Here is a 26,448-nt window from a genome sequence, read left to right as displayed (position 1 = left end):
ATATGTACCTCGGCTTCTTCTAAGGTACGTCCCAGTTTGGATCGAGTCCAATTTAGGTCCGCTTCACGTACAGGCGATTGCCCTGCGGTCCGGTCCACTCCAGGCGTACGACACCGGCCACCGCGGCGTCGCCCGACCTGGACGGGTCGGCCCAGTAGCCGAAGGCGGGGTTGCGGAAGAACGTCGCCCACAGGCCGCCGTGGTGGTCCTCGAAGAAGTTGTTGTGCCCGGCGCCGACGCCCGCGGTCCAGCGCTTGGAGTACGGGCCCTCCAGACGGTCGGCCACGGCGACGACGGCGTCGTACTGGTACTGCGTGCGGCCGGTGCCGGCCGGATCGTAGGCGTAACGCGTACTCCCGTCCGTGCCCTCTGAGGTGCGGTCCCACGCCGCGTGCACCAGGAAGTACTTGCCGCCGTACTTGAAGACGTACGCGCCCTCCAGGTACGGCTCGGGCGAGTACGGGGTCTGCTGGAACGCCGGGAGGTTCGTCGTCGGGACGATGTCCTCCATGTCCGGACGGAACTTGGCGTACAGGTTGTTGTGCAGGACCAGCCACGCGTCGTCGCCCTCCGTGTAGAGGCCGCCGTCGATGTGGTGGTACGCACCCGGCTTGATGAACGAGGGGCCGCCGATGAACGAGTCGCCGAACGGCTTGTCGAGATTGCCGTCGACGAGCCGGTAGGGACCCTCGACCCCGCCGTCGCTCACCAGCATGAAGGAGCCGACCAGCTTGGAGTGGTCGCCCATGCACGCGACGATGTACCACTTGCCGCGGAAGCGGTGCAGCTCGGGCGCCCAGGCGTTGGCGCGCTTGCCGAACTGCTCGTCGTGCCAGTACTCCTGCCACGGTGCGACCACCGTGCGCCCCGGCCGGTTCTCGTCCACGAACTCCGGCGACCAGACCTTGCCGCGCTCGGCACCGGGTCGGATGCCGGTGGTGTCGGCGAGGCGCCACGGGCCGTGCAGCGACGGGGCGGTCCACACGAAGATGCCGTCGTTCCAGGGACCGGCCGCCGAGAGCCCTGGCACCCGGGTGGTGCCGGTGGCCACGTAGAGCGGACGGCCGTCGACGACGAAGCAGTTGACGTAGGTGTCGCGCATCCAGACGCGCCCCAACTCCTTGTCGCGCGGGCGCAGTTCGAGCGGCAGGACGAAGGAGTTGTCCTCGCGCGGCCAGAGGTCCTTGCGGGTGTCCGCGAGCCCGTACGGTTCGAGGGCGGGCCAGTTGGGCGGATACTTCCGCCCCGCCGCGGGCCGCGGGGGCTGGACGGGTTGTGCGAGCGCGGAGCCCGCGGGGAGCGCCACCGCCCCCATGGTTCCGGCGATGCCGGCCAGCACTCCGCGGCGGCCGATGTGCGCTGCGTTCGTCTCGTCCCGGGTCATCAGGCGTGGCTCCTCGGCTGGTCGGTCTCGGGTGTGTGCAGCATGCTTCAGCGGGGTCACGATTTAAGTCAAGAGCACCTACATAAATGGGTACGCGAGTGGCGATCCGACGGTGACGAGGGCGCTGGTCAGCGGCGAATGTTGCAGTCGTATGGCGTTCCTCGAACGTGACGTGACCTGCCCGCCCGCGGCGTCTTCCTGCGTCGTCGCAGGTCAAGTCCAGTGCGGGGGAGTGGTGTTGCGGAACGGGGCGTCGCGAGTATTTCGTTCCGACTCATTGACGAAAATCGTCGGCCCTCACATGCTGTGCGGCATGCACGAACACGACGGCCCGCTGACGCGGCTCCGGCGCGGCCACGAGCAGTCCGTCCTCGAGCTGCTGCGCAAGCAGGGCCCGCTGAGCCGCGCCGAGTTGAGCATCCGCAGCGGGCTCTCCCGCACCACGCTCCACGACATCGTCGCCGCCCTGGTGGGCAGTGGCGCCGTGGTCGCGAGCACTCCGCAGGTGGAGGCGCGCAAGCGCGGCCGCCCGGTGGAGAAGCTCAGCCTCAACCCGGCCGCGGGCGAGGCGGTCGGCATCGACTTCGCGCGCCGCGCCGTACACGTCGCGGCCGTCAACTTCGCCCATGAAGTGGTCGGTTCGGCGAGCGAGTCGCACGCACCGGACCTCTCCTGGCCCGAACGCGTCGAGCACGCGGAACGGCTCCTCGACGCCCTGGCCACCGGCCCGCCCGATGCCGATGAGGGCGAGGCCGGTGGTCAGGGCCGGTCCTCCGGCGTGCACCTCGACGCACTCACCGCGATCGGGGTCGGTGTCGTCGGGCCGATCGCCGACCCCGGCAGCGAACACGCCCACGCCCAGGGCATCGACGGCCTGCCCGACCTGCTGCGCAAACGGTTCGGTGTGCCGGTCCTGCTGGACAACAACACCCGGCTCGCCGCCCTCGCCGAAGCCGTCTGGGGCGCGGCGGCCGACAGCAGCGACGTGCTCTACCTGCGCCTTTCGCACGGTGTCGGCGGCGGCCTGGTCGTGGGCGGCGCGCTGCACCGCGGCCGCTACGGCCTGTCCGGCGAGTTCGGACACATCACCGTGGACCCGGTGGGCGGCCGCACCTGCGAGTGCGGCGGCACCGGCTGCCTGGAGACCCGCGCCTCGCTCGACGCCGTACTGAGCCGCTACCGCGAATCCGGTGGCCCGGCCGAGGATCTCGCCGGGTTCCTCGAAGCGGTCGCCGCCTCCGAACCGACGGCCCTGGCGGTCCTCGAGCACGTCGGCAGCGATGTCGGCGGCGTGCTGGCCGCGGTCTGTCACGTCGTCGGCGCGGGCGTCATCGTCGTCGGCGGCGAACTCGCCGAGGCGGGCCCCGCGCTCCTCGACCCGGTCGAACGGGCCCTGCGCCGACACCTGATGCCGATGGCCCAGCACCACGTGGACCTGCGCCGCGCGACGCTCGGCGAGGCCGGTAGCGCTCTCGGCGGCATCGCCCTCGTCCTCCACGAATCCCCCCTGCTCACCCAGTACCCGCAGCCTGTCTCCGAGGAGCACGCGTGAAGCCATCAGCGAGGAATCCATGGCTGTGATCACCCCCGCTCAGAAGACCACCGCCGAGACCCGGCGGCAGCAACCGCACCGCGGCCGCGGCCGACCCCTGATCCTGAACGTCGTGGCCGTGGCGGCAGGAATCGCCGTATGGGCCGTCGTGGCCGCCCTCGGCTGGGTCGAGAACCTGCCCACACCGGCGGCCGTGGCCGAGAAGGCCGGCACCATGATCTCCGACGGCACCCTGGCCGACGACACCCTCGCCAGCCTGCGCCGGGTCCTGTCCGGCTACGCCCTCGGCGTGCTCGCGGCGGTGCCGGTCGGCTTCCTCATGGGCTGGTACCCGACGGTGCGCGCCCTGGTCGAGCCGTACATCCAGTTCTTCCGCACCATCCCGCCGCTCGCGCTGATCCCGCTGGCCGTGGTGCTCCTCGGCATCGGAGAGGTGCCGAAGATCGCCGTGATCTTCCTGGCGTCATTCATGGCCTGCGTCGTCTCCTCCTTCCAAGGGGTCGTCGACGTCGACAAGACACTGATCAACGCGGCCCGGGTGCTCGGCGCCTCGGACCGGACCATCTTCGCCAAGGTGGTCGTCCCCGCCTCCACCCCGTTCATCCTCGTCGGCATGCGCATCGGTCTCGGCGCGTCCTGGGCGACCGTGGTCGCCGCCGAACTCATCGGCGCGCAGGAGGGGTTGGGCTACCGGATGCAGAAGGCGTCCACCTGGTTCGAAATGGACACGATCTTCGTGTCCCTGATCACTATCGGTGTGCTCGGGCTCGTCATGGACCGGCTACTGCTGCTGGCCGAACGGCGGCTCACCGGCTGGCAGGAGCGTCGATGAACGGCAAGGCAGTGCACGACGGAACGATGCACGGCAGGGCGGCGCACGAAGGAACGATGGACAGCAAGATCAGTTTTCGGGACGTGGTGAAGACCTTCCCGCTCAAGGGGACCACCTTCACCGCGCTGGACGGGATCGATCTGGACATCGCCGACCAGGAGTTCGTCACGGTCGTCGGCCCTTCAGGATGCGGAAAGTCCACCCTGATGAGCATGGCCGCCGGACTCCAGGAACCCGACTCGGGCGCCGTCCTGGTCGACGGCACGCCCGTGTCGGGACCGGGACCCGACCGGGGCGTGATCTTCCAGCAGTACGCACTGTTCCCGTGGCTGACGGTCCGCCAGAACGTCGAGTTCGGGCTGAAGTTGGCCTCCGTGCCCACAGCGGAGCGCCGCCGCCGCGCCGCGGCGGCCATCGCCCTCGTAGGACTCGACGAGTTCGCCGACGCCCTGCCCAAGACGCTGTCCGGCGGAATGAAGCAGCGCTGCGCCATCGCCCGCGCCTACGCGGTGGACCCTCAAGTCCTGCTGATGGACGAGCCGTTCGGCGCTCTCGACGCCCTGACCCGGGTGCAGCTGCAGGACCAGCTCCTCGCGACCTGGAGCCAGGAGAAGCGCACCGTCCTGTTCATCACCCACGACGTGGACGAGGCGGTCTACCTCGCCAGCCGCGTCGTGGTGATGGCCGCGAGGCCCGGCCGCATCCACCGCGTCGTCGAGGTCGACCTGCCCTACCCGCGCACCGAACAGATCCGGCTGTCGCCCGAGTTCCGGCGCATCCGCAACGAGGTGTGGACCTCGGTCTACCACCAGGACGCACCGGCCGGCGCCTCCTGACACACCATCACCCGCGCTCTCCCGCCCCGTAGATGACGTGCACCACCCGAGAGGACTTCCAGCATGCCCAGAAGCAGGATCAGGCGCACCACGCTCACGGCGCTCCCCGCCGCCCTGATGCTCTCGCTCTCCGTCACCGCCTGCTCGGGCAGCGGCTCTGGAGACGACAACACGGTCCGCTTCGGCTACATCGCCGACTACAACGGCGCCAGCCTGCTCGCGATCGCCGAGAAGCAGGGCCTGTGGAAGAAGGCGGACCTCACCGCGAAGGTGAGGGCGTTCAACAACGGTCCGGTGCAGATCCAGGCGCTCAGCGCCGACAGCCTCGACTACGGCTACATCGGTCCCGGTGCCATGTGGCTGCCCGCGTCGGGCAAGTCCAAGGTCATCGCCATCGACACCCTCACCTACGCGGACCGTGTCATCGGCCAGCCCGGCATGAAGTCCATGAAGGACCTCAAGGGCAAGCGGGTCGGCGTGCCCGAAGGCACCTCCGGGGACATGATCCTCAACATCGCGCTGGCGAAGGCCGGGATGACCACGAAGGACATCACCAAGGTCAACATGGACCCGTCCACCATCGTCTCCGCCTTCTCCTCCGGAAAGATCGACGGCGCCGGCTTCTTCTACCCCGCCATCGACACCATCAGGAAGAAGGTCCCTGGCCTGCACGAGATAGCGAGCACCAAGGACACCAAGGACTCCTTCCCCACGGCGTTCGTCGCCGGCAACAAGGTGCCGGAGGCCAAGAACAAGAAGGTCATCAAGGTGCTCCAGCAGGCCAACGACTGGCGCCAGGAACACCCCGAGGAGACCATCAAGCTCACCGCCAAGATGCTCCAGGTCACCAAGGCCCAGGCCAAGGCCGACGCCTCCCACGTGGAAACGCTCTCCACGAAGGACCTGGTCGCCAAGACCAAGAGCGGTGAGGTGGACACCTGGCTGAAGGATCTCGGCGACTTCTTCGTCCGCAACAAGCAACTGGACGACAACACCGACCCGGGGAAGTATTACGTGGCCGATCTGTACTCGGAGACGTACGCCAAGTAGGGGAGCACCGACGCATGACACCCGTTCCAGCACTCCAGGTCACTTCGCTGACGACCACCGCCATCAAGGGACTTGGGGTCGTGCGGCGCGACGAGGTCGAGCTGACGAGAACGGGGGTCGCGGGCGACCGGTCCTTTCTCATGGTGGACGCCGAGGGCAACCTGCTGTCCATGACCCGCACGGGAGCCTGGGCCGAATACACCGCCCACTACGCGGCGGAGTCCGGCGTCCTGACCGTGACCTGCCCGGACGGCACGGCGGTCACCGGCGAGGTGCGCCTCGGTGACGCCCTGGAGGTCGACTTCTTCCGGCATCACACGGTGCCCGGACGTGTGGTCGAGGGGCCGTGGGCCGAGCTCTTCTCGGACCGTGTGGGACAGCCGGTGCGGCTGGTGCACCCCGACGCCGACAACGGCGGAGTGGACCTGCGGCCCGTCACGCTCCTCGGCGACGCCTCCGTGGACGAACTGACCCGCAGGTCCGACCTCGACGCTGTCGACAAACGGCGCTTCCGCATGACGCTCGGCTTCTCCGGCGGCGAACCCCACGCCGAGGACACCTGGGAGGGGCGGACGGTGCGCGTCGGCGGGGCGGAGCTGCGCGTCGAGGGCCCGGTGAAGCGGTGCGGCGCGGTGAACCGCGACCCGGTCGACGGCTCCGGGGGAGTGCGGGCACTGTCCCTGATCAAGGGCTACCGGGGGCTCGGCCAGAGCACCTTGGGCCGGGGCGTGTTGTTCGGTGTGTACGCGGACGTGGTGACACCGGGCCGGATCGCGGTCGGCGACACACTGGAGCTGGCGGCGGCCCCGGCGGCGCTGAGCCACTGAGCCGGCTCGCTGACGCCGCGCCTTCAGGACCCTGCGGCGCCGACCTCTCAGGACACCCGCGGCGACGCCCTCTCAGGGCACCCGCGGCAGCGCCCCTCAGGACACCCGCGGCGCCGCCGTCGACGCGCGGAGCACCGGCGACGCGGGCACCCGGGACGTCACCGTGCGCCGCTGCCCGCCGATCAGTTCGTGGAGGCGGGTGACGGCGAGCGTGCCGACCTCCCGCAACGGCACGTCCAGCGCGGTCACCGGCGGAGTCGTCGCCCCGAGCGTGCTCAGGTCGTCGGCCGCCGCCAGGCTGATGTCCTCGGGGACGCGCCGCCCTGTCGTGCCGAGCCCGTGCAGCAGGCCCAGCGCGAGATAGCTGTTGTACGCGAGAACGGCCGTGGCCGCTCCGGGCAGAGCGCGCGAGGCCTCGATGCCCGCGTCGAACGTGGGCGGCAGCGGGCCCAGCACATGCACGCGGGCGCCCGCCTCTGAAGCCTGCGCGGTGAGCGCCGCGCGCCGCTGCTCGTCCGCCCAGGAGCCCGCGGGCCCGGACACGTAGGCGATCTCGCGGTGGCCGAGGTCCAGCAGATGGCCGAGGAGTTCGGCCAGGCCCGCCGCGGTGTCGGCGACGACGGCGGGCAGCCGCCCCACCTGACGGTCGACGAGCACCAGCGGCCTGCGCTTGAACCGCTCGCGCAGCGCCGCGTCCGTGCCCACCGGAGTCACCATGATCAGCCCGTCGGCCTGCTCGGACAGCCGGTCGGCGAGCGCGGCCTCGCGCTCCGCGTCGTACTCGGACACCGCGATGAGCAGATGGCTCTCGGTGTCCTCCGCCGCCTGCTGCGCGCCGATGACCAGGGGAGCGAAGAAGGGGTTGGAGAGCGTCGGCACGATGAGGCCGATCAGTCCCGTGCGGCCGGTGGTCAGGGCGCGGGCCGCGGCGTTGGGCTGGAAGCCGAGCCGGTCCGCGGCCTCCCGCACCCGCAGCCGCGTCCCCTCCGCGACCATGTCGGGGCGTTGCAACGCCCGCGAGGCGGTGGCCTTCGACACCCCCGCCGCGTGCGCCACGTCCATGAGCGTCGCCACTGCTGCCCCCTGCTCGCCGTCCCGACCGGTAGCCCCGACCGAGGTGTCCGGCCCGGTGTCACGAGGTTCTCTCCGGGCCGCTGTTCACTTTCCCTTTATGCCGTGTCATGATACCTGCAACCGGTCTCTGCAACCGGTTGCAGAGACCGGTTGCAGAGACCGTACCCAGCCGGGTGCCCGCACGCCCCGCGCACTCCTCGCGCCGACGTCGCCGCAGACCGCCCTGCCCACCCCTCATCCCGCCGAGGTCCCCATGTCCACCACCGCTCCGCCGTCCGGCGAGCAGGCCGACACCGCCCCCGAGTCCGCGTCGCTCGTCGAGCGGCTCTTCCGCGTCCGCGGTCGCGGGAGCACCCCGCGCACGGAACTCGTCGCCGGCGCCTCGATGTTCATGGCCGCCGCCTACGCCGTCGTCGTGGTTCCCGGCCAACTGGCGGGCGCGGGCGTGCCGCACGGCGCCGCGACCACCGCCGTCATCATCGCCATCGCGCTGGCGACCCTGGCCATGGGCCTCATCGCCAACCTGCCGTTCGTCGTCGCGCCGGGCCTCGGCGGGGTGGCGCTGATCGCCTTCACCATCGTCGGCCAGGACCACGTCCCGTGGGACACGGCGCTCGGCATGGTGTTCTGGTCCGGCGTCGCTTTCCTGGTGCTGACCCTGCTCGGCATCCGTGACCTCGTCACGCGCCTGATGCCGATGAACCTCAAGTACGCCATCAGCGGCGGTCTCGGCCTCTACATCGCCCTCATCGGCTTCCGCGACGCCGACCTCGTCGTCGGCAACGCCGACAAGGCCGCCCTCGCCGTCGGCGACCTGTCGAAGCCCGCCGGGCTGCTCGCGCTGGGCGGCCTGCTGCTGCTCACCGCGCTCGCCGCGCGCAAGGTGCCCGGCGCGTTCCTCATCACCATCGCGGCCGTCACGGTCGTCGGCATCCCCCTCGGGGTCACGGACGTCCCCGACAGCCTCTTCGCCGCCCCCGCCTCGCCCGGGCCACTGCTCTTCCACATCGACATCCTCGGGGCGCTCAAGCCGGAGTACTTCCCGTACATCTTCGCCTTCTTTGTGTCCGAGTTCTTCTCCATGACCGGCACCCTCCTCGCCGTCTCGGGGCGCGCCGGGCTGCTCGACAAGGACGGCAACATCCCCGGCTCCCGCCGCCCCTTCCTCGTCGACTCGGTCTCCGTGATGGGCGGTTCGGCCGTCGGCGCCCCGTCGATGACGGCCTACCTGGAGTCGTCGGCCGCGGCCGACGCGGGCGGCAAGACCGGCCTCGCCTCCGTGTGGGCGGCCTGCGGCTTCGGACTGCTGCTGCTCGTCACGCCGTTCGCGACGCTGATCCCCTCGGCGGCCACCGCGCCCGTGCTGATCTATATCGGCCTGAACATGCTCGGTGCCCTCAAGAACGTCGACTTCAAGGACCCGACCAACGCGATCCCGGCGGCCCTCACCGTCGCGACCACGCTGTTCTTCGGCAACTTCGGCACCGGCATCGCGGTCGGGCTCGCGGCCCACGTCCTGGTCAAGACCGTCAGCGGCCGGGTCCGCGAAGTGCCCTGGCCGCTGTGGATCGTCATGGTCCCGCTGGGCTACTACTTCTACACACTCGTCCCGTGACGGCGCCCCGCCCCTGTGACGACACCCTTCTGAAGGAGCACGACCCCATGAGTGAGCAGCACGACCTCCGGATCAGCGGCGGGCGCGTGGTGTCCACCTTCACCGGCGAGGAGTTCGCCGCGGACGTCCTCGTGCGAGGCGAGACGATCAGCGCGGTGCTGCCCCCGGGCACCCCGGCCGACGCCCGCGAGGAGATCGACGCGAGGGGCATGCTGGTCGTCCCCGGCTTCGTCGACGCGCACATGCACATCGAGAGCGCGTTCCTGACGCCGCAGGAGTTCGCCGCGGTGACGCTCGCGCGCGGCACGACGACCGTGCTCGCCGACCCGCACGAGATCGTCAACGTCGCCGGGCGCGACGCCATGCGCTGGATGATCGACGCCGGCCGGGAGACCGCCCAGACCCAGCTGTGGGGCGTCCCGTCGTGCGTGCCCGCCCTGGAGGGCCTGGAGCACGCCGGCGCCGCGCTGTCCGCGGACGACATCGCGGAGATGCTGCGCTGGCCCGGAGTGATCGCGCTCGGCGAGGTCATGGACTACCGGGCCGTGGTCGCGGGCGACCGGCGCATGCACGAGATCACCGCCGCCGCCCGCGCGCAGGACGTCGTCCTCGACGGCCACTGCCCGAACCTGACCGGTGCCGAGCTCAGCGCCTACCTGGCCACCGGCGTGGACTCCGACCACACCAAGAACCGCACCGAGGTGGTCCTGGAGAAGGCGCGCCTCGGCATGACGATGATGCTCCAGGAGAAGTGCCTCAGCGAGGAGGTGGCCGAGGCCCTCCTCGCGCTGCCGCAGCTCCCGCCGCTGTGCCTGGTGACGGACGACCTCGCCGCCGACCACATCGTCGACAAGGGACACCTCGACCACATCGCGCGGGTCGCCGTGGCCGCCGGATTCCCCGCGCACGTCGTCCTGAAGGCCCTGACGTGGACGCCGGCCCAGCGCCTCCGCCTCCACGACCGCGGCGTCGTCTCGCCGGGCAAGCGCGCCGATCTGGTGCTGCTGCGCGGTGAACTTGCCTCGTTCGACCCGGCGTTGGTGCTGTCCGGCGGCCGGGTGGTGGGCCGGGACGGCGCGCCCGCGCGCTCGGAGGCGGGCGCGCAGGCTCCGGCCGTCGCGCCGCTCGGCAGCCGCGTCGACGTCGAACCGCAGGGCGCGGACACGTTCCGCTGGACCGTCGACCTGCCCGACGGTGTGCACACCTTCCGCGCCATGCGGGTCAACGAGCGGGACACCTACACCGAGGCGGCGGAGATCCGACTCCCGGTCCACGGTGGTGAGGTGCAGTGGGAGGGCCGCACCACCCTCGTCCGCGTGCGCAACCGCTACGGACGCGAGGGCGCGGTCTTCGCACCCCTCCTCGGCCGCGAACTTTCCGACGGCGCCGTGGCGTCGACGTACGCCCACGACAGTCACAACCTCCTGACCATCGGGACCTCCCGCGCCGCCATGGCCGCTGCCGCGGCGACCGTCGTCGCGGACGGGGGAGGCGTCGCCGTGGTCGGCGGACCCGAGGGCGAGTCGATCGCGGCGCGGATGCCGCTGCCCGTGGGCGGCGTGCTGTCCGCCCGCCCGGCCGGGGACGTCGCCGACCAGGCGGCCGCGGTGCGGGCGGCACTGGAGAGCTGGGGCTGGCGCCACCTCAACCCGTTCATGAGCGTGTCGACCCTGACCCTCGCCGTCTCACCCGCCCTCAAGATCACCGACCGTTCCCTGGTCGACGTCGTGCGCCGCGAGGCCGTGGGGGCGACGACGGGAGCCTGAGCTGCACGGTCGCGCCCGGCCCCTGCCCCGTCATGTGTGCGTCACCACACCCCCTCGAACTGCCCGTAACGGCACGCCATTTGTCCGTTTCGGATCGTCAATTGACCGTGTGTTCAGAGGGGGTGGGGTGCGCGAGCTGCACGTATGGCCTAAAGTGACGACTCGGCTACGCTGAGAGGCGATACGGAGAAGGGGGCGGGAGAAGTGCGCGACGATCAGATTTCCAGGTGGGATCAGGCGGCATGCCGCACAACGGACCCGGACGAGTTGTTCGTCGAGGGGGCCGCGCAGAGCAGCGCCAAGCGCATCTGCGGCGGATGCGTGATCAAGACCGAATGCCTGGCCCACGCGCTGGATCAGCGGATCCAGCACGGGGTCTGGGGCGGGATGACCGAGCGCGAGCGTCGCGCCCTGCTGCGCCGACGGCCGACCGTCACCTCGTGGCGGCAACTGCTCGAGGCCGCCCGCGCCGAGCACGAGCGGCCTGTCCGAGCGGAGCACGCGGGGGTTTCGTGAGGGGGTGTCCTCAGGGCCTGATCCGAACGACGGACCCTGATCCGTCAGAAGGCCCCTGATCAGTCAGAAGGACCCTATCCCCACGCCCCGAGCGTGAACTCGGCGATGACCACCGAGAGCAGGAACGACGCGGTGATGGCCACGAGTCCGACCGGGACGATCTTCCAACCGATGCGGCGCAGCAGCGGCAGATCCTTTCCGAGGGAGAGCCCCGCCAGCGTCAGCATGATCGTCGCGATGGACAGGAAGTCCACCGACGACACAAGGCGGTTCAGCGTGTCCGAGGCGAAGAACCACGGGCTGGACACGTACGCGCCGACGGTGGTGATCCACACGATCGCCGAGATCTTCCGGCTGACCTTGGCCAGGATGAGCCCGACCAGCACCAGGGCCAGCAGCACGGCGTAACCGCCGATGATGTCCAGGCTGATGTGCCCCGCAGCGACGGAGGCGGTGCCGATGCCGAGCACCGTCAGCACGCCGAGCGACAGCCAGAGCGGCAGCTTGATCTCGCCCGCCGCCGAGGCCACTTGCTCCCGGAAGGCCCGGTTCTCCGCAGCGCTCTGCTCCGCCTCGTGCGGCTCGGTCGGTGCGGCCTCTGTCGCCTCCTCACGCCCACGACGTGTCAGGAAACGGTAGAAGCGGTCGGCCAGCGGCAGCGCCAGATAGATGCCGACGTACACACCGAGGATCGTCGTGATCAGGTTCGAGACCGCGGCCATGCCCAGGATGGCCTGCTCGTCGCCGGGATAGGCGGCCACGATACTCGCGGAGGACGCGGCCATCATCGATCCCGAGCCGACACCGGCGCCCATCGCCAGGGCCAGCGGGTCGAAGATGTTCCAGTTCGAGATCAGCGAGGTCAGGAGCGTGATGAACACCGCTCCGAACATCGTGCCGAACACATACATGGCGAGCACACCGCGGTACTGATCCGAATCGGGGCCGTACTTCTCCGAGACCATCGCGAACGACGGCTCGCGGTCCAGGGAGAACGTGGCGCCCACCGTCGCCTTGCCCATGCGCAGCAGCACGGCGAGCGGCAGCGCGATCGCGACCGTGCCGAGCAGATGCCCGATCTCCTGGAGCAGCAGCGCGGGACCGGCGTCGGCGAGCGTCGGCAGGCTGGGACCGATGTTGAACGCCAGCCGGGCGACCAGGATCATCACCGCGACGCCGACGAGCGCGGCCGCCACCTTCTGCAGATCGATGCCCAGCGGCCGGAACTTCTGGATCGACACCAACAGGCCCAGCAACAGGCCCCACACCATGGGGAAGATGATGATGGAGCCGATGCCCAGGTCGATGTCGAGTTCACCGATGAACTGCACGACCAGCGCGATCACCAGGGCGAGCCCGGCGATCGGCAGCGTCTGACGGGTCCGCGTGCCGCGGTCGTTCGGCTTGACGAGGGTGGACATGTCGTCACCCGGCCCTTCTGATGTCACGGTGGTAGGCGGCGCCCTCGAACCGGGCACGCTGCTCGGGATCGCCCGCCGCGTCGACGACGGTCCAGGCGAGCGCGAGGGCCGCTTCGAGCATCAGCTCGTACGCCGCGTCGGTGTCGGCGACCTCGGTGAACCCGTGGGAGTGGATGGGCACTTCGGCCCCGGGGATGCTCAGCCAGGGGTGCAGACTCGGGATGACCTGACTGACATTGCCCATGTCGGTCGACCCGCCGCCGAGCCGGCCAGTGGACGTGGTGTCACGGCCGAACGACTCCATCGCGGCCGTCCAGTACCCGGCCAACGCGTCGTCCTGGACAAGCGGTTCGTACAGCGGCTCGGTCGCCTCGATCACCACCTCGGTGCCGCTCGCCAGGGCGGCCCCTTCGAAGCAGCGCCGCACGCGGGCGAGGAGCGCCTCGTACTCGGGCAGGGTGAACGCCCGGCACTCGAAGTCGACGACCGCCCGCTCGGGGATGATGTTCGTGGCCACGCCCGCCTCGGACACGAACAGGGCCACACGATGGTCACCGGGGATCTGCTGACGCAGCAGCCCGATGGCGACCTGGGCGATGGTGGCGCCGTCCGCGGCGTTCACACCCTGGTGGGGCGCGGCCGCCGCGTGCGCGGCACGGCCGGAGAACACGGCACGGTAGCGGCCGACCGCCTGCGCGGTGGTCCCCGCCGGGTTGTACGAGACACCGTCCTGCACCGGGTGCACCATCAGGGCCAGACCCACCCCGTCGAACGCGCCCGCCTCCAGGAGTAGCGACTTGCCGCCACCGTGCTCCTCGGCCGGGGTGCCGATCGCCTTGAGCGTGATGCCCAACTCGTCGGCGTACGGGGCCAGGGCCAGCGCCGCGGCCACCGACGCACCGGCGATGAGATTGTGCCCACAGGCATGGCCGACCCCAGGCAGCGCGTCGTACTCGACACACAGCGCCACCGTCAGGTCGCCGCTGCCCGCCGTCGCCGTGAACGCGGTGGGCAGGCCGCCGGTGCCGTGCTCGACCGCGAGCCCGCCCTCGGCGAGCAGCGCGGTGATCGCCGCCGCTGACTCGGTCTCCTCGAAGGAGAGCTCGGGACGGGCGTGCAGGGAGCGGGCCAGGGACAGTACCTGTCCCTCCCATGTGGAGACACCGGCGGAGGTGTCCTTCTTGAGTCGGTCGCCTTCGGCGACGGTGTGTGTCTGGCTCATGGAGGACTCCTCAGTAGCTCAGCGACGGGAACGGGGAACCGGCGGCACGCGTGGGCGTCCACACGGCCTTGGTCTGGGTGTACTCGTCCAGCACGCCGGGGCCGGAGGACCGGCCGTGCCCGGAGTCGCCGAAGCCACCGAAGGGCACGGCCACGTGGATCGTCTTGTACGAGTTGATCCAGAAGGTACCTGCCTTCACCGAGCGAGCCACATGGTGGGCCCGCGCGACGTCCTGGGTCCACACCGCGCCCGCGAGCCCGAAGGTGGTGGCGTTGGCGCGCTCGATGGCCTCGGCCTCGGTGAAGAAGGAGTCGACCCCGACGACCGGGCCGAACACCTCGGTGGTCTCCAGCACATTGGCGGGGCTGACTCCGTCCAGCACGGTGGGCAGGACCCAACGGCCGTCCGCGAGCGGTGAGTTGGTGACCTGGGTGGGGAGGCTCGCCGCCGTGGCGCGGCGGGCGCCGCCCGTGATGCCCGCCTCGACGAGCGAGGTGACCGTGGCGAACTGTGACTCCGTGATGATCGGGCCGACCTCGGTCCCCGGGTCCAGCGGATCGCCGACCCGCAGCCGGGCCGCCCGCTCCGCGACGCGCGCCACGAACTCGGCGTGCACCGACCGCTCCACCAGCAGCCGCGAACCGGCCACACACGACTGTCCGGCCCCGGAGAAGATCGCGGACACGGCGCCGTCCGCCGCCCGGTCCAGATCGGCGTCGGCGAACACGATGTTGGCGCTCTTGCCGCCGAGTTCAAGGACCGTCGGGATGCCCGTGGCCGCCGCCGCGACGGCCACCCGCCGCCCCGTGCCCACCGAGCCGATGAAGGACACCTTCCCGACCCGCGCGTCACTGGTGAGGGTGGCACCGACCGTGGAACCCAGACCCGTGGCGACGTTGAACACACCGTCCGGCAGCCCGGCCTCGTGTGCCAGCTGCGCCAGGCGCACAGTGGAGGCGGGCGTGAACTCGCTGGGCTTGACGACGACCGCGTTGCCCGCGGCGAGCGGCGCCGCCGAGTTCCAGCCCCCGGTGAACAGCGGCGCGTTCCACGGAGTGATCGCCACGACGACACCCCACGGGACCCGCTCGGTGTACGTGTGCCAGTTGCCGGGGACCGGGATGGTGTGTCCGAGCAGCTTGTCCGCCCAGCCCGCGTAGTAGCCGAACATCTCGGCGACCTTGGCGGCCTCGCCGCGGGTGTCGCGGATCGGCTTGCCGGTGGTGGCGGACTCCAGCGCCGCGAGTTCCTCGACGTGCTCGGCGACGGTGCGGGAGACCTCGCGCAGGATCGCCGCGCGCTCGAAGGGGTCGGTGGCGGCCCACACCTCGGCGCCGCGGACCGCGCTCGCGAGGACGGCGTCGGCGCCCTCCGTACCGGCGTCCGCGTAGTCGGCCACCCACTCCGAGGTGGCGGCGGACGTGAGACGGACGGCCTCGCCGCGGCCGGGGACGACCTGGCCGTCGAGATACGAGCCGAGTCCCTGCGGGAAGTGGGCGTCCAGCGCCGCGCGGGCGGTGGCGGCACCGGAGGTCGCGGAGCCGATCGAGAAAATCGTGCTGTTCATGGTGCGTCGGTCCTTAACGCGTGAGGGTCGGTGCGACGGTGCGGGCTATCTCGGAGAAGTCGGCGGCCGGGCCCAGTTCGGCCAGGGCCTCCTGCCACCGCTCGCTCGCGGCGGCCAGCAACTGAGGTGTCTCACCACGCTGCTTCGCGGTCTCGACGGCGAGGGCGGCATCGCGCGCCATCAGTCCGAGCGAGAACCCGGAGTCGTACGTGCCGCTGAGCACCCAGTCCGGATACATGGCGGCGGACGCCTTGCTGGCACCGGACGCGCCACTGATTCCGGCGGCGGAGGCGGCCGGGTCGACGCCGTAGGACTTCGCGACGGCCAGCGCCTCGCCGACCGCCACCAGGTTGACCGCGGCCAGCATGTTGTTGAGCAGCTTGACCACGTTGCCCGAGCCGGGCCCGCCGAGGTGCCGGAACTGGCCGCCGGTGAGGGCATCGAGGACCGGTCGCGCGGCATCGAGGGCGTCCGGCTCGGCGCCCACGAACGCGGTCAGCCGACCGGCGACGGCGCCGGTGCGGCCACCTGAGACGGGCGCGTCGACGAACGACACACCCCGCTCCGCCGCGAGCGCCGCACACGCGGCCGAGGTGTCGGGCTGCGACGTCGTGGTGTCGACCACCGCCACCGAGCCCGGGCGGTCCAGCAGGGTGGGCAGGCTCGCCTCGACGACCTGGGCCGAGGGCAGGGACAGCACCACGTACGGGGTGCCGGCGAGCTCCTCGAGTGTGTCGACGGCGTCGACCCCGGCTTCCTGCGCGGTGGCCCGCGCCGCGGGAGAGGGGTCGTACCCCCGGACCTGCCAGCCGGCGGCGACCAGAGCGGTGGCCATGGCGCCGCCCATCGAACCGAGGCCGACGACGGCGATGTGCTTGCTCATCTGTGCTCCTTGCGGGAGGGAGGGGGCAATCAGGCGTGGAGCCCCCGCCGCTCGGGGTGTCAGTCGAGATAGATGTCCAGGTCCCGCCACAGCTGCTGGGTGCGGCGGATCGCGGCGCGGCTGCGCTCGGGCTGCGCCTCCTGCATGCCGGCGAGCAGCCCGTAGACCACCGACGTGGCGGCGGTGACGGACTGGAAGAACGAGATGCCTTCGGACGGCACGATCAGCAGGTGGTCGGCGATGGCGGTGGCGAGCCGCCCGCGGCGCATATCGGTGATCGCGACGACGGTGGCCCCGGCCTCGTGGGCGGACTCCGCGGCGGCGATGACCTGCTTCGTGGAGCGCCACATGTTGACGACCAGGAGCACATCACCCGGCCCGACGTTGTTCACCGCCGAGGCCAGGTGCACACCGGCCCGGTTCTCCAGCGTGATCGGGTAGCCCATGGTGGAGCCGAGGTGTGCCATCACGGTGGCGGGACCCGCGAAGGAACCGACGCCGATGACGAGGATCGACCGGGCCCCGGCCAGCGCCGCGATGGCGGCCTCGGCCTCCGCCGCGGAATTGCTCTCGAGGGTCTGCCGCAGGTTCTCGAGGTCGTGCGACAGCGCGTCGTGCAGCGGGCTGCGGTGCTCGCCGTGCTCGGTGAGCGTGTCCTCGGTGGAGATCTGCACCAGGTACCGTGCGCGCAGCTCCCGCTGCAGGTCGGGCCAGCCCTGGTAGCCCAGGGTCTGCGCGGCCCGGACGACCGTGGAGCTGTTCACGTCCGCCCGCTCGGCGATCTGCGCGATCTCGGCGTACGAGGCGAGCTGCGGATTGCGCACGATGACGTCGACGACGCGGGTCTGGGCCTTGGACAGGGGCACGTCGGGCAGGGCGTCGCCCAGCCAGTCGGCCTGGCCGGGGTTCTTGGGGGTGCGAGGTGAAGGCACGGGCGTTGCTTTCTGAGAGAGAGGCAATCTGCAAGTGCGATTGCATAAACGTACCTCGCAATTCCAATTGCGGGAACCCCTCGCTCGGCCCGTCGTCCACGCCGCCGCAGGTGATAGAGATGGTCCTGCCGTGATCTTCACCGGAAGGAACCACCGTTGAGCTCCGACGACGCCCCCGTCCTGCGGGCCGTGGAGGGACGCGCCGCGTACCTCACCCTGAACCGGCCCCGGGCCCTGAACTCGCTCACCCACGCCATGCTGCGATCCCTCGCGGAGGCACTCGACACCTGGGCGGACGACCCCGCCGTCGGGACCGTCGTGCTCCAGGGCGCGGGGGAGCGGGGCCTGTGCGCGGGCGCCGACATCCGGCTCTTCCACGACGACGCGCGCAGCGGTGACCACCGGGCGTCGGCGGCCTTCCTGCGCGACGAGTACCGGCTCAACTCCCTTATCGCGCACTACCCGAAGCCCTACGTCGCCGTCATGGACGGCATCGTCATGGGCGGCGGCGTCGGCCTGTCCGCGCACGGAAGCATCCGGATCGTCACCGAACGCTCGAAGGTCGCGATGCCCGAGGTCGGCATCGGCCTGGTCCCCGACGTCGGCGGCACGTACCTGTTCACACGCGCGCCCGGACACCTCGGCACCCACCTGGCGCTCACAGGCATGGCGGTCGGCGCGGCCGACGCGCTGCTGTGCGGCCTCGCCGACCACTACGTACCGTCCGAGGCCCTGCCCCAGCTGCTGCGCGAGCTGGCCGGGGCGGAGCAGCCGGGCGAGGTCGTCGCACGCCACACGCAGCAGGCACCGCCCGGAGACCTCGCCGAGCAGCGGTCCTGGATCGACGACTGCTACGCCGCGGACACGGTCGAGGAGATCGTCGAGCGGCTCTTCGCCACCGGCGACGTCGCCGCCAAGGAGGCGGCGGACCTGATCCTCTCCCGGTCGCCCATGGCCGTAAAGGCGACCCTTGAGTCCCTGCGCCGCGCGGCCCGCCTCGACACGCTGGAGCAGGTACTCGACCAGGAATACCGGGTGATCAGCGCGGCCCTGGACACCCACGACCTGCCCGAGGGCATCCGCGCCCAGATCATCGACAAGGACCGCGACCCCCGCTGGTCCCCTGCGACCCTGGCCGAGGTCGGGCCCGCCGATGTGGAGCGCTACTTCGCGCCGCTCGGCGAGCGGGAACTGGGCCTCGGCTGAGGCCTCCCGGGGCGGGCCTCAGACGCGCTGCGCCAGCCGCCGGTGCAGCTCCTTCACGGCCGGCACCAGCTCGTCCACCGGCCCCTCGACCTTCACCGACGGGGCGACCTCCTGCACGGGCAGGGCGTTCACCGGGCCCTGGGGCCGCCCCCACTCGGCCAGCCACCCGGACAGCTGCGCCGAGGACGCCACGTACACGATCCGGTCGAGCCCGACCCAGGCGTGCGCCGCCGAGCACATGGGGCAGTGCTCACCGGACGTGTACACGGTGGCGGTGGCACGCTCCTCGGGGGTGAGGTGACCGGCCGCCCAGCGGGCGAGCTCGAACTCGGGGTGCCGCGTCGCGTCACCACCGGCGACCCGATTGCGGTCCTCGGCCCTGACCTTCCCCGCACCGTCCATAAGGACGGAGCCGAACGGCTCGTCACCGGCGTCCAACGCCTCGGCGGCCAGCTCCACACACCGGCGCAGATGGTCCAGTTCACGCTCTTCCACGGTGGCCTCTTTCGCTACGGGGACGGGCCTCTGTCGCAGCCATCCTGTCAGCGCCCCACGCGGTTTACGGGACGCGGGCGACGCCGACATAGAACCCGCTCAGCTCCTCGGCGGGAGCAGGCCCCGACTGGTACCACTTGGTCGCCGTCACCAGTCCGGGCTCCACCAGCTCCAGGCCCTCGAAGAACGGCTCGACCTCGGCCCGCGTGCGCATCCGCAGCGGGATCTCGCCCTTGCGGTACGTGTCGGTCACGGACTTCACCAGGTGCGGGTGCTCGTCGGTGGTGCCGTGCGACAGCACCAGATAGCTGCCCGTCGGCAGCGCGTCGACGAGCGCCCTGGTCAGGCCGTACGGGTCCTCGTCGTCGCCGATGAAGTGCATCAGCGCGATCATCGACAGGGCGACGGGACGGGAGAAGTCCAGGAACGTGCGCGCGTGGTCGAGGATGACATCGGGGCGGCGGACATCCGCCTGGATGTAGTCGGTGCCCCCCTCCGGAGCGCTCACCAACAGGGCCTCCGCGTGCCGCAGCACGATCGGATCGTTGTCCGCGTACGAGACCCGGGCGGTCGGCACGATGCCCTGCACGATCTGGTGGAGGTTGGGCTCGGTCGGGATGCCCGTGCCGATGTCGAGGAACTGATCGATGCCGTTGCCGGCGAGCCACGCGGCGGCCCGGTGCATGAACGCGCGGTTGCGCAGGGCGTTCTGGCGGGCCTCCGGCGGCAGCTTCTCCGCGACTGCCTGGTCGACCGGGTAGTGGTCCTTGCCGCCCAGCAACCAGTCGTAGACACGGGCCGGGTGGGGTCTGCTCGTGTCGATGCGGTTCTCGAAGGGCTGTGCCGTCATGTCTGACTCCAGCGTGTGCTCGATCGCCGGGGCCCCTCGGAAGCGTCGCGGGCCCCGGACCCGGTCCGGAAGGCTTCCGCGATCATGCCATGGGCAGGCCTTCACCAGGTGTGGCTTCAACTCGGGGCTACGGGAGGCGACTTGGGCCCGTCGGCTCGGTCGTCAGACGGTTCCGGTCGGTGCCGTGGCCGGTACGTCTCCCGTGATCGGCGGCACCTCCGCCTCCGAAGCGCGCACCAGACGCGGCCCGTCCGGCCCGTACACTGCGCGCGGTTCGGGGAAGAGGAACAGCAGGGCGAGATAGACGACGGCGGCGAGGACGAGGCCGACCGGGAGCGAGATGTCGGTGCCGCCCGCGAGTGTGCCGAGCGGGCCGACGAACTGGCCCGGCAGATTCGTGAACAGCAGCGCCATGCAGGCCGAGACCAGCCACGCCGACAGACCACGCCAGTTCCAGCCGTGCGTGAACCAGTAACGCCCGCCGCGCTGGCGCCGGTTGAAGACCTGGAGCGCCTCCGCGTCGTACCAGCCGCGCCGGGTCACGTAGCCGAGAGCCATGACGACCATCCACGGCGCGGTGCACGTGATGATGAGCGTGGCGAACGTGGAGATCGACTGGGCGAGGTTCAGGGCGAACCGGCCGACGAAGATGAACGCGATCGACAGCGAACCGATGAAGACCGTCGCCTGCACCCGGCCGAAGCGCGGGAACACCGAGGAGAAGTCGAGACCCGTGCCGTACAGGGCGGTCGTGCCCGTCGCCATGCCGCCGATCAGCGCGATCAGGCACAGCGGGAGGAAGTACCAGCCGGGGGAGATGGCCAGGAGTCCGCCCACGTAGTTCGGCGCCGCCGGATCCAGGTACTTCTCCGCCTTCGCGGCGATCACCGACGCGGTGGCGAGGCCGAACAGGAACGGCAGCAGTGTCGCGATCTGCGAGAGGAACGCCGCGCCCATGGCCCGCCCGCGCGGTGTGGCCGCCGGGATGTAGCGCGACCAGTCACCGAGGAACGCGCCGAACGACACCGGGTTGGACAGCACGATCAGCGCCGAGCCGATGAAAGACGGCCAGAACATCGGCGTCGACGTGGAGGCGAACGACCCCGTGTAGCCGGGGTCGAAGTCCCCCGCGAACGCGAACACACCGAGCACGAACAGCGCCGAAGCGGCCAGCACCGCGATCTTGTTCACGAAGAGCATGAACCGGAACCCGTACACGCACACCGTCAGGACGAGCCCCGCGAACACCGCGTACGCGACGCCGTACGAGAGGTCCGACTCGGGCAGCCCCGCCAGCCGGTGCGCCGCGCCGATCAGCGCGTCGCCGGACGACCACACGGAGATCGAGAAGAACGCGATCGCCGTGAGCAGCGACAGGAACGAGCCGACGACACGGCCGTGCACACCCAGATGTGCGGACGAGGACACCGCGTTGTTCGTGCCGTTGGCCGGGCCGAACACGGACATCGGCGCCAGCAGCAGCGCGCCCGCCACCAGGCCCAGGACCGTCGCGGCGAGCCCCTGCCAGAAGGACAGGCCGAACAGGATCGGGAACGCGCCGAGCACACACGTGGCGAAGGTGTTGGCGCCGCCGAAGGCGAGACGGAACAGGTCGAGGGGACGGGCCGTGCGGTCCCCGTCGGGAATCCGCTCGACACCGTGGGTCTCAACTTCCGTGACACTGGGGGACGTTGTGGCGCCGGGGGCCGCGTCGGCCATGCGTAACCGCCTTTTGGATCTTGCCGGACTTCAACGGGGTGACGGTACCCGTGTCCCGGCGGCGGTACGGGAACCGGGTCCCGGACCGGCGGTCCCCAGGACGAGCACCTGAATCGCCAGCACGGCCCCGCCGCGCGCCCAGTCGTGGAAGTCGGAGACCTTGGTCTCCAGATTGACCGGGTCGGCCCGCGGGTGGCGGTTCGTGCGGATCGCCTCCTCGATCACGGGGGCCGCCACGTCGACGAGGCCGACGCCCTCCCCGGCGAGCAGGATCTTCTGCGGCATCGCGAAGTTCGCGATCTGCGCGACGAGCGTGCCGAGCGCGCGGGCCGCCTCGCCGACCACCCGGGCCGGGAGCGGTTCGCCCTCGACGGCGCGCGCGAGGATCTCCTCGTACGTCGCGTCCTCGCCCGTGGCGGCCCGCACCTGGCGGCGGATGCCGGGGATCGTGAGAAGGGAGACGGCGCTGCCGCGCCGACCGTCGGGGGTCAGCGGCCCGGACGGATCGACGATCCAGAAGCGGCCCACCCCGAGCCCGTCCTCGGCCGTCGCCACCCGCCGGCCCCCGCTGACCAGGCCGTACCCGAGCCCCGCCCCGATCGTGAGCACCGCGAACCGGTCCAGGCCCCGGCCCGCCCCGAACCAGCTCTCGGCCTCGACGAGGGCGCTCACATCGTTCTCGACGACCGCGGGCAGCCCGGTGCGCTCGCGCACGAGCCGCGCGAGCGGCACGTCCCGCCAGTCGAGGAACGCCGACTCGTCGACGACCGAACGGTCCTGCGCGCGGCCGCCGAGCCCGATCCCGATGCCGCACAGCGAGGGAAACTCGTGGGCGAACGCATCGGTCAACTCGCCTATGGCCGCGACGACTTGATCCGGTTCGCGGCTCGCGAGCGGCGCGTCGCGGCAGGCCACGATGTCGCTCCTGAGCGTGGTGACAACGCCGTAGACCGTGTCCTCGGTGACCTTGAATCCGGCGAAGGTGCGGGACTCGGCGACGATGTCCAGGGGGCGGGACGGTCGGCCCTGGCGCGACTCCGAGCGCGCCGGGCCCTCCGGTGCCTCGACCAGCAGCCCCGACTCGATCAGTGGCTTGGTCAGCCGGGTGAGGCTGCCCGCCGACAGGTCGAGGCGCCGCGCGAGCTCACTGCGCGACAACGGCCCACGGGTGAGCACCTCCAACGCCACGGCGCGCTCGCCCGAACTGAGCGGCACCCAGGTGTCCGCCTTCGCGTTCATCGCCAACCCCTCTCCCCGTTCCTTCTGTTACAAAAGGAATGACGTCACTCTAAGTCGCAGCAACCCCTTTCAGGTAGTCGCTGCACGCATCTTGACGGCCCGAAAGTTCTGCCGCGAAAGTAACCAAGCCGAGGACGAGGTCGAATCGCAGACGAGGGAGTCCCGATGACTGTCACCTCCAGCAGCCCGCCGAGACATCTGCCGCTCACCGGCAGTGCCCCGCGGGAGAAGCGCAGACGTCCCCTCGGTGACGGTGCGATCGCCGCACTCTTCATCGCTCCGGCCATGCTCGGCTTCGCCGTCTTCCTGCTGTGGCCCACCCTGCGCGGCATCTGGCTGAGCTTCACCCGCTTCAACCTCCTCACGCCACCGGAGTGGGTCGGCCTCGCCAACTACGAGCGCATGGTCAACGACCCCATCTTCTGGGACTCGTTGAAGGTCACCGTCGAATACGTCCTCGTCAACATCGGCGTGCAGACGGTGGCCGCGCTCGGCATCGCCGTCCTGCTGCACCGGCTCACGCAGTCCTCCCTCCTGCGCGGCATCGTCCTCACGCCGTATCTGATGTCCAACGTCGTCGCCGGCCTCGTCTGGCTCTGGATGCTCGACACCCAACTCGGCATCGGCAACGAGATCATCGCCGGCGTCGGCCTCGACCGGATCCCGTTCCTCGCCGACGAGACCTGGGCCATCCCCACCATCGCGCTCATCAACGTGTGGCGGCACGTCGGCTACACCGCGCTGCTCCTCTTCGCGGGACTCCAGGCGATACCCCACGACATGTACGAGGCGGCGCGCGTCGACGGCGCGAGCGAGTGGCGGATGTTCACCCGCATCACCATGCCGCTGCTGCGGCCGGTCCTCGCGGTCGTCCTCATCATGACGGTGATCGGCTCCTTCCAGGTCTTCGACACCGTCGCCGTGACCACGGCAGGCGGGCCCGCCAACGCCACCAACGTGCTGCAGTTCTACATCTACGGCTCGGCCTTCGGCCGCTTCCAGTTCGGCTACGCCTCCGCGATGTCCGTGGCCCTGCTGGTCGTGCTCAGCGTGATCACCATCGTCCAGTACCGGATCACCCGGGCCGGACAGACCGACCTCGGCTGAAGAGAGGAGCACCGACATGGCCACCACCGCACCCGCACCTGCGCGCAGCGCCCGGCCCGCCCGGCGCCGGCCCTCCTTCGGGCGCGCCGTCGCCTGGACCACGATGGGCGCGATCGTGCTCGTCACCCTGCTGCCGTTCTACTGGGTGCTGCGTACCGCGCTCTCCTCCAACCCGGGCATCGCCGCCGACCCGACCTCCGTGCTCCCCGTCGAGCCGACGGGCGGCGGCTTCGAGCGCGCCCTCGGGCTGCAGTCGACGAAGGAGGCCGTCGCCCAGGGCGGCGCGGGCGGCGGTCTCGACTTCTGGCGCTACCTGCTCAACTCGATCGTCGTCTCGACGCTGATCACCGTCTGCCAGATCCTGTTCTCCGCCATGGCCGCCTACGCGTTCGCGCGGCTCAACTGGCGTGGCCGCAACACCGTGTTCGCGCTGTTCCTCGGCGGTCTCATGGTGCCTTCGATCTTCACGCTGCTGCCCAACTTCGTGCTCGTGAAGGAACTCGGGCTGATCGACTCGCTGCTCGGGATCGCGTTGCCCACGATGTTCATGACACCGTTCGCGGTCTTCTTCCTCCGTCAGTTCTTCATGAACATCCCGCTCGAGGTCGAGGAGGCCGCGCTCCTGGACGGCGCGGGCCGGATCCGGATCTTCTTCCGGGTGCTGCTGCCCATGGCGTCCACCCCGGTCATCACCCTCGCCGTCCTGACGTACATCACCTCCTGGAACGACTACTTCTGGCCGCTGATGGTGTCGTACAGCGACAGCTCCCGCGTCCTCACCGTCGCCCTCGCGATGTTCCGCGCGCAGACCCCGCAGTCCGGCTTCGACTGGTCCGGGCTCATGGCGGCGACCCTCATCGCGGCGCTCCCGATGCTGCTGCTCTTCGGAGTGTTCGCGCGCCGGATCGTCAGCTCCATCAGCTTCACCGGACTCAAGTAGGAGGCACCGGATGCGATTTCGTACGCTCGTCGCGCTGACCGGAGTACTGGCGCTGTCGCTGACCGGGTGCGCGGGCAGCGACCCCGGAGCCCGCTCGTCGGGAACCGTGACGTACTGGCTGTGGGACGCGAACCAACTGCCCGCCTACGAGGCCTGCGCGAAGGACTTCGAGAAGCAACACCGCGGCCTTGACGTGAAGTTCACCCAGATCGGCTGGGAGGACTACTGGACCAAGCTCACGGCGAGCTTCATCTCCGGCACCGAGCCGGACGTCTTCACCAACCACATCCAGAAGTTCGGCCAGTTCGCCGACCTGCAGGTGCTCGAACCGCTCGACGACCTCGGTATGAAGGACACGGACTACCAGCCGGGACTCGCGGCGAACTGGGTGGCCCAGGACGGACACCGCTACGGCGCGCCGAAGGACTGGGACACCGTCTCGCTCTTCTACAACAAGAAGATGCTCGACGACGCCGACCTCACCCCGAAGGACCTCGACGGGCTGCGCTGGAACCCCAAGGACGGCGGCACCTTCGAGAAGGCCATCGCCCACCTCACCGTCGACAGAAACGGCAAGCGCGGCGACGAACCCGGCTTCGACAAGCACAAGGTCAAGACCTACGGCCTCGCCACCAACGGGGCAGGGGACGGCGACGGCCAGACCCAGTGGAGCCCGTTCACCGGCTCCGCCGGCTGGTCCTACACGGACAAGAAGCGGTGGGGTGACGAGTACCGGTACGGCGACAAGACCTTCCAGTCCGTCATCGAGTGGTACTTCGGCCTCGCGAAAAAGGGCTACATGGCGCCCTTCACCGCCTGGAACGCCGGACTCAACCAGTCCAACGCCCAGTTCGCCGCGGGCCGCGCCGCCACCGCCTTCGACGGCGCCTGGATGCTCTCCACCTACGCCGGGTTCAAGGGCATCGACTTCGGCACCGTCCGCAACCCCACAGGACCCACCGGCAAGCGCGCCACCATGATGAACGGCCTCGCCGACTCCGTCACCAAGGGCGCCCGCAACAAGGCGGGAGCCAAGAAGTGGGTCGCGTACATGGCCTCCGACGCCTGCCAGCGGACGGTCGGCCGGTACGGGATCGTCTTCCCCGCGACACCGTCGGGGACGGACACGGCCGTCGCGGCCTACAAGAAGAAGGGCATCGACACCTCGGCTTTCACCACCCCGGTCGACGACCGCAAGCAGTACCGCACCTTCCCCTTCCCGATCACCAACTACGCCGCCGACGTCTACGCCCTCATGCACCCGGCGATGCAGGACGTCTTCGGCAACGGGGCGCCCGCGAGACGCCTCGACGAGACCAACGACCAGATCAACCTCCTGCTCGACCAGTGACCACGCAGCGAACGCACAGCACGTAGCGACCACGCAGCACGTAGCGACACATAGCGACCACGCA

At 70.5% G+C, this 26,448-nt stretch carries 23 protein-coding genes; 12 read left to right on the top strand and 11 right to left on the bottom strand.

What is annotated here, in order from left to right; all coding sequences use genetic code 11:
* Positions 1-52: 52 nt before the first annotated feature.
* Entirely contained in the window at positions 53-1,384 is a 1,332-nt protein-coding gene (locus OHA73_RS00390; protein ID WP_327653747.1) for a family 43 glycosylhydrolase, read from the bottom strand.
* A 301-nt stretch (positions 1,385-1,685) separates the two neighbouring features.
* On the opposite strand from OHA73_RS00390, the gene OHA73_RS00385 reads away from it, so the two are divergent.
* The 5 genes from OHA73_RS00385 to OHA73_RS00365 all read left to right on the top strand — a co-directional run bounded on the left by OHA73_RS00385 (position 1,686) and on the right by OHA73_RS00365 (position 6,481).
* Positions 1,686-2,936, top strand: a complete 1,251-nt coding sequence (locus OHA73_RS00385; RefSeq protein WP_327653746.1) for an ROK family transcriptional regulator — start codon at positions 1,686-1,688, stop codon at positions 2,934-2,936.
* Between the two features lie 19 nt (positions 2,937-2,955).
* Positions 2,956-3,768 carry an ABC transporter permease gene (locus tag OHA73_RS00380; RefSeq protein WP_327653745.1) on the top strand — a complete coding sequence of 271 codons (813 nt, stop codon included), beginning with the start codon at positions 2,956-2,958 and terminating at the stop codon, positions 3,766-3,768.
* A 56-nt stretch (positions 3,769-3,824) separates the two neighbouring features.
* A complete protein-coding gene (locus tag OHA73_RS00375) occupies positions 3,825-4,604 on the top strand; it encodes an ABC transporter ATP-binding protein (RefSeq protein ID WP_327658373.1) in 780 nt (259 codons plus the stop codon).
* Between the two features lie 63 nt (positions 4,605-4,667).
* A complete protein-coding gene (locus OHA73_RS00370) occupies positions 4,668-5,654 on the top strand; it encodes an aliphatic sulfonate ABC transporter substrate-binding protein (protein ID WP_327653744.1) in 987 nt (328 codons plus the stop codon).
* Between the two features lie 14 nt (positions 5,655-5,668).
* Entirely contained in the window at positions 5,669-6,481 is an 813-nt protein-coding gene (locus OHA73_RS00365; protein ID WP_327653743.1) for an MOSC domain-containing protein, read from the top strand.
* 96 nt (positions 6,482-6,577) lie between these two features.
* On the opposite strand, the gene OHA73_RS00360 is transcribed toward OHA73_RS00365, so the two are convergent.
* On the bottom strand, positions 6,578-7,555 hold the full coding sequence (locus OHA73_RS00360) for a LacI family DNA-binding transcriptional regulator (protein ID WP_327653742.1): 978 nt from the start codon (positions 7,553-7,555) through the stop codon (positions 6,578-6,580).
* A 253-nt stretch (positions 7,556-7,808) separates the two neighbouring features.
* Here OHA73_RS00360 and OHA73_RS00355 point away from each other — a divergent pair, with 253 nt between their 5' ends.
* The 3 genes from OHA73_RS00355 (at position 7,809) to OHA73_RS00345 (ending at position 11,452) form a co-directional block, all read left to right on the top strand.
* Positions 7,809-9,170: an NCS2 family permease gene (locus tag OHA73_RS00355; protein WP_327653741.1), complete on the top strand. Its 1,362-nt coding sequence runs from the start codon at positions 7,809-7,811 to the stop codon at positions 9,168-9,170.
* Positions 9,171-9,217: 47 nt separating this feature from the next.
* Positions 9,218-10,936 carry an adenine deaminase C-terminal domain-containing protein gene (locus OHA73_RS00350; protein ID WP_327653740.1) on the top strand — a complete coding sequence of 573 codons (1,719 nt, stop codon included), beginning with the start codon at positions 9,218-9,220 and terminating at the stop codon, positions 10,934-10,936.
* 171 nt (positions 10,937-11,107) lie between these two features.
* Positions 11,108-11,452 (top strand): WhiB family transcriptional regulator, encoded by a 345-nt coding sequence (locus OHA73_RS00345; protein ID WP_371591117.1) that lies wholly within the window; start codon positions 11,108-11,110, stop codon positions 11,450-11,452.
* 74 nt (positions 11,453-11,526) lie between these two features.
* On the opposite strand, the gene OHA73_RS00340 is transcribed toward OHA73_RS00345, so the two are convergent.
* The 5 genes from OHA73_RS00340 to OHA73_RS00320 are packed head-to-tail and all read right to left on the bottom strand — an operon-like array spanning position 11,527 to position 17,477.
* Entirely contained in the window at positions 11,527-12,873 is a 1,347-nt protein-coding gene (locus tag OHA73_RS00340; RefSeq protein ID WP_266718503.1) for a DUF3100 domain-containing protein, read from the bottom strand.
* A gap of 4 nt (positions 12,874-12,877) precedes the next feature.
* Positions 12,878-14,095 carry a M20 family metallopeptidase gene (locus OHA73_RS00335; RefSeq protein ID WP_327653739.1) on the bottom strand — a complete coding sequence of 406 codons (1,218 nt, stop codon included), beginning with the start codon at positions 14,093-14,095 and terminating at the stop codon, positions 12,878-12,880.
* Between the two features lie 10 nt (positions 14,096-14,105).
* Entirely contained in the window at positions 14,106-15,662 is a 1,557-nt protein-coding gene (locus OHA73_RS00330; protein WP_327653738.1) for an aldehyde dehydrogenase family protein, read from the bottom strand.
* Between the two features lie 13 nt (positions 15,663-15,675).
* Positions 15,676-16,545 (bottom strand): NAD(P)-dependent oxidoreductase, encoded by an 870-nt coding sequence (locus OHA73_RS00325; RefSeq protein ID WP_327653737.1) that lies wholly within the window; start codon positions 16,543-16,545, stop codon positions 15,676-15,678.
* Positions 16,546-16,604: 59 nt separating this feature from the next.
* Complete coding sequence (locus OHA73_RS00320; protein WP_266718511.1) at positions 16,605-17,477, bottom strand: MurR/RpiR family transcriptional regulator; 873 nt, start codon at positions 17,475-17,477, stop codon at positions 16,605-16,607.
* A gap of 156 nt (positions 17,478-17,633) precedes the next feature.
* Here OHA73_RS00320 and OHA73_RS00315 point away from each other — a divergent pair, with 156 nt between their 5' ends.
* Complete coding sequence (locus OHA73_RS00315) at positions 17,634-18,683, top strand: enoyl-CoA hydratase/isomerase family protein (RefSeq protein WP_327653736.1); 1,050 nt, start codon at positions 17,634-17,636, stop codon at positions 18,681-18,683.
* Between the two features lie 18 nt (positions 18,684-18,701).
* Here OHA73_RS00315 and OHA73_RS00310 read toward each other — a convergent pair whose 3' ends face one another.
* The 4 genes from OHA73_RS00310 to OHA73_RS00295 all read right to left on the bottom strand — a co-directional run bounded on the left by OHA73_RS00310 (position 18,702) and on the right by OHA73_RS00295 (position 22,986).
* Positions 18,702-19,178, bottom strand: coding sequence for a nucleoside deaminase (locus OHA73_RS00310; protein WP_327653735.1), 477 nt, complete (start codon positions 19,176-19,178; stop codon positions 18,702-18,704).
* A 64-nt stretch (positions 19,179-19,242) separates the two neighbouring features.
* Positions 19,243-20,028, bottom strand: coding sequence for an SAM-dependent methyltransferase (locus OHA73_RS00305; protein ID WP_327653734.1), 786 nt, complete (start codon positions 20,026-20,028; stop codon positions 19,243-19,245).
* Between the two features lie 162 nt (positions 20,029-20,190).
* Entirely contained in the window at positions 20,191-21,747 is a 1,557-nt protein-coding gene (locus OHA73_RS00300; protein WP_327653733.1) for a purine-cytosine permease family protein, read from the bottom strand.
* Positions 21,748-21,777: 30 nt separating this feature from the next.
* Complete coding sequence (locus OHA73_RS00295; RefSeq protein WP_327653732.1) at positions 21,778-22,986, bottom strand: ROK family transcriptional regulator; 1,209 nt, start codon at positions 22,984-22,986, stop codon at positions 21,778-21,780.
* A 165-nt stretch (positions 22,987-23,151) separates the two neighbouring features.
* Here OHA73_RS00295 and OHA73_RS00290 point away from each other — a divergent pair, with 165 nt between their 5' ends.
* The 3 genes from OHA73_RS00290 to OHA73_RS00280 are packed head-to-tail and all read left to right on the top strand — an operon-like array spanning position 23,152 to position 26,384.
* Positions 23,152-24,093: a carbohydrate ABC transporter permease gene (locus OHA73_RS00290; protein WP_267072644.1), complete on the top strand. Its 942-nt coding sequence runs from the start codon at positions 23,152-23,154 to the stop codon at positions 24,091-24,093.
* A 16-nt stretch (positions 24,094-24,109) separates the two neighbouring features.
* Complete coding sequence (locus OHA73_RS00285) at positions 24,110-25,033, top strand: carbohydrate ABC transporter permease (protein WP_327653731.1); 924 nt, start codon at positions 24,110-24,112, stop codon at positions 25,031-25,033.
* Between the two features lie 10 nt (positions 25,034-25,043).
* On the top strand, positions 25,044-26,384 hold the full coding sequence (locus OHA73_RS00280) for an ABC transporter substrate-binding protein (RefSeq protein ID WP_327653730.1): 1,341 nt from the start codon (positions 25,044-25,046) through the stop codon (positions 26,382-26,384).
* Positions 26,385-26,448: the final 64 nt, after the last annotated feature.

Source organism: Streptomyces sp. NBC_00483, from assembly GCF_036013745.1.
Classification (GTDB): domain Bacteria; phylum Actinomycetota; class Actinomycetes; order Streptomycetales; family Streptomycetaceae; genus Streptomyces.
Note: the sequence above shows the minus strand (reverse complement) of the source record. Positions and strands in the feature narration are given on the sequence as shown.

Coding starts and splice junctions, on each gene's coding strand:
- OHA73_RS00285 (WP_327653731.1), top strand. CDS start 24,110: ATGGCCACCACCGCACCCGCACCTGCGCGCAGCGCCCGGCCCGCCCGG.
- OHA73_RS00340 (WP_266718503.1), bottom strand. CDS start 12,873: ATGTCCACCCTCGTCAAGCCGAACGACCGCGGCACGCGGACCCGTCAG.
- OHA73_RS00390 (WP_327653747.1), bottom strand. CDS start 1,384: ATGACCCGGGACGAGACGAACGCAGCGCACATCGGCCGCCGCGGAGTG.
- OHA73_RS00350 (WP_327653740.1), top strand. CDS start 9,218: ATGAGTGAGCAGCACGACCTCCGGATCAGCGGCGGGCGCGTGGTGTCC.
- OHA73_RS00325 (WP_327653737.1), bottom strand. CDS start 16,545: ATGAGCAAGCACATCGCCGTCGTCGGCCTCGGTTCGATGGGCGGCGCC.
- OHA73_RS00355 (WP_327653741.1), top strand. CDS start 7,809: ATGTCCACCACCGCTCCGCCGTCCGGCGAGCAGGCCGACACCGCCCCC.
- OHA73_RS00365 (WP_327653743.1), top strand. CDS start 5,669: ATGACACCCGTTCCAGCACTCCAGGTCACTTCGCTGACGACCACCGCC.
- OHA73_RS00330 (WP_327653738.1), bottom strand. CDS start 15,662: ATGAACAGCACGATTTTCTCGATCGGCTCCGCGACCTCCGGTGCCGCC.
- OHA73_RS00370 (WP_327653744.1), top strand. CDS start 4,668: ATGCCCAGAAGCAGGATCAGGCGCACCACGCTCACGGCGCTCCCCGCC.
- OHA73_RS00305 (WP_327653734.1), bottom strand. CDS start 20,028: ATGACGGCACAGCCCTTCGAGAACCGCATCGACACGAGCAGACCCCAC.
- OHA73_RS00290 (WP_267072644.1), top strand. CDS start 23,152: ATGACTGTCACCTCCAGCAGCCCGCCGAGACATCTGCCGCTCACCGGC.
- OHA73_RS00335 (WP_327653739.1), bottom strand. CDS start 14,095: ATGAGCCAGACACACACCGTCGCCGAAGGCGACCGACTCAAGAAGGAC.
- OHA73_RS00375 (WP_327658373.1), top strand. CDS start 3,825: ATGGACAGCAAGATCAGTTTTCGGGACGTGGTGAAGACCTTCCCGCTC.
- OHA73_RS00295 (WP_327653732.1), bottom strand. CDS start 22,986: ATGAACGCGAAGGCGGACACCTGGGTGCCGCTCAGTTCGGGCGAGCGC.
- OHA73_RS00300 (WP_327653733.1), bottom strand. CDS start 21,747: ATGGCCGACGCGGCCCCCGGCGCCACAACGTCCCCCAGTGTCACGGAA.
- OHA73_RS00280 (WP_327653730.1), top strand. CDS start 25,044: ATGCGATTTCGTACGCTCGTCGCGCTGACCGGAGTACTGGCGCTGTCG.
- OHA73_RS00385 (WP_327653746.1), top strand. CDS start 1,686: ATGCTGTGCGGCATGCACGAACACGACGGCCCGCTGACGCGGCTCCGG.
- OHA73_RS00380 (WP_327653745.1), top strand. CDS start 2,956: ATGGCTGTGATCACCCCCGCTCAGAAGACCACCGCCGAGACCCGGCGG.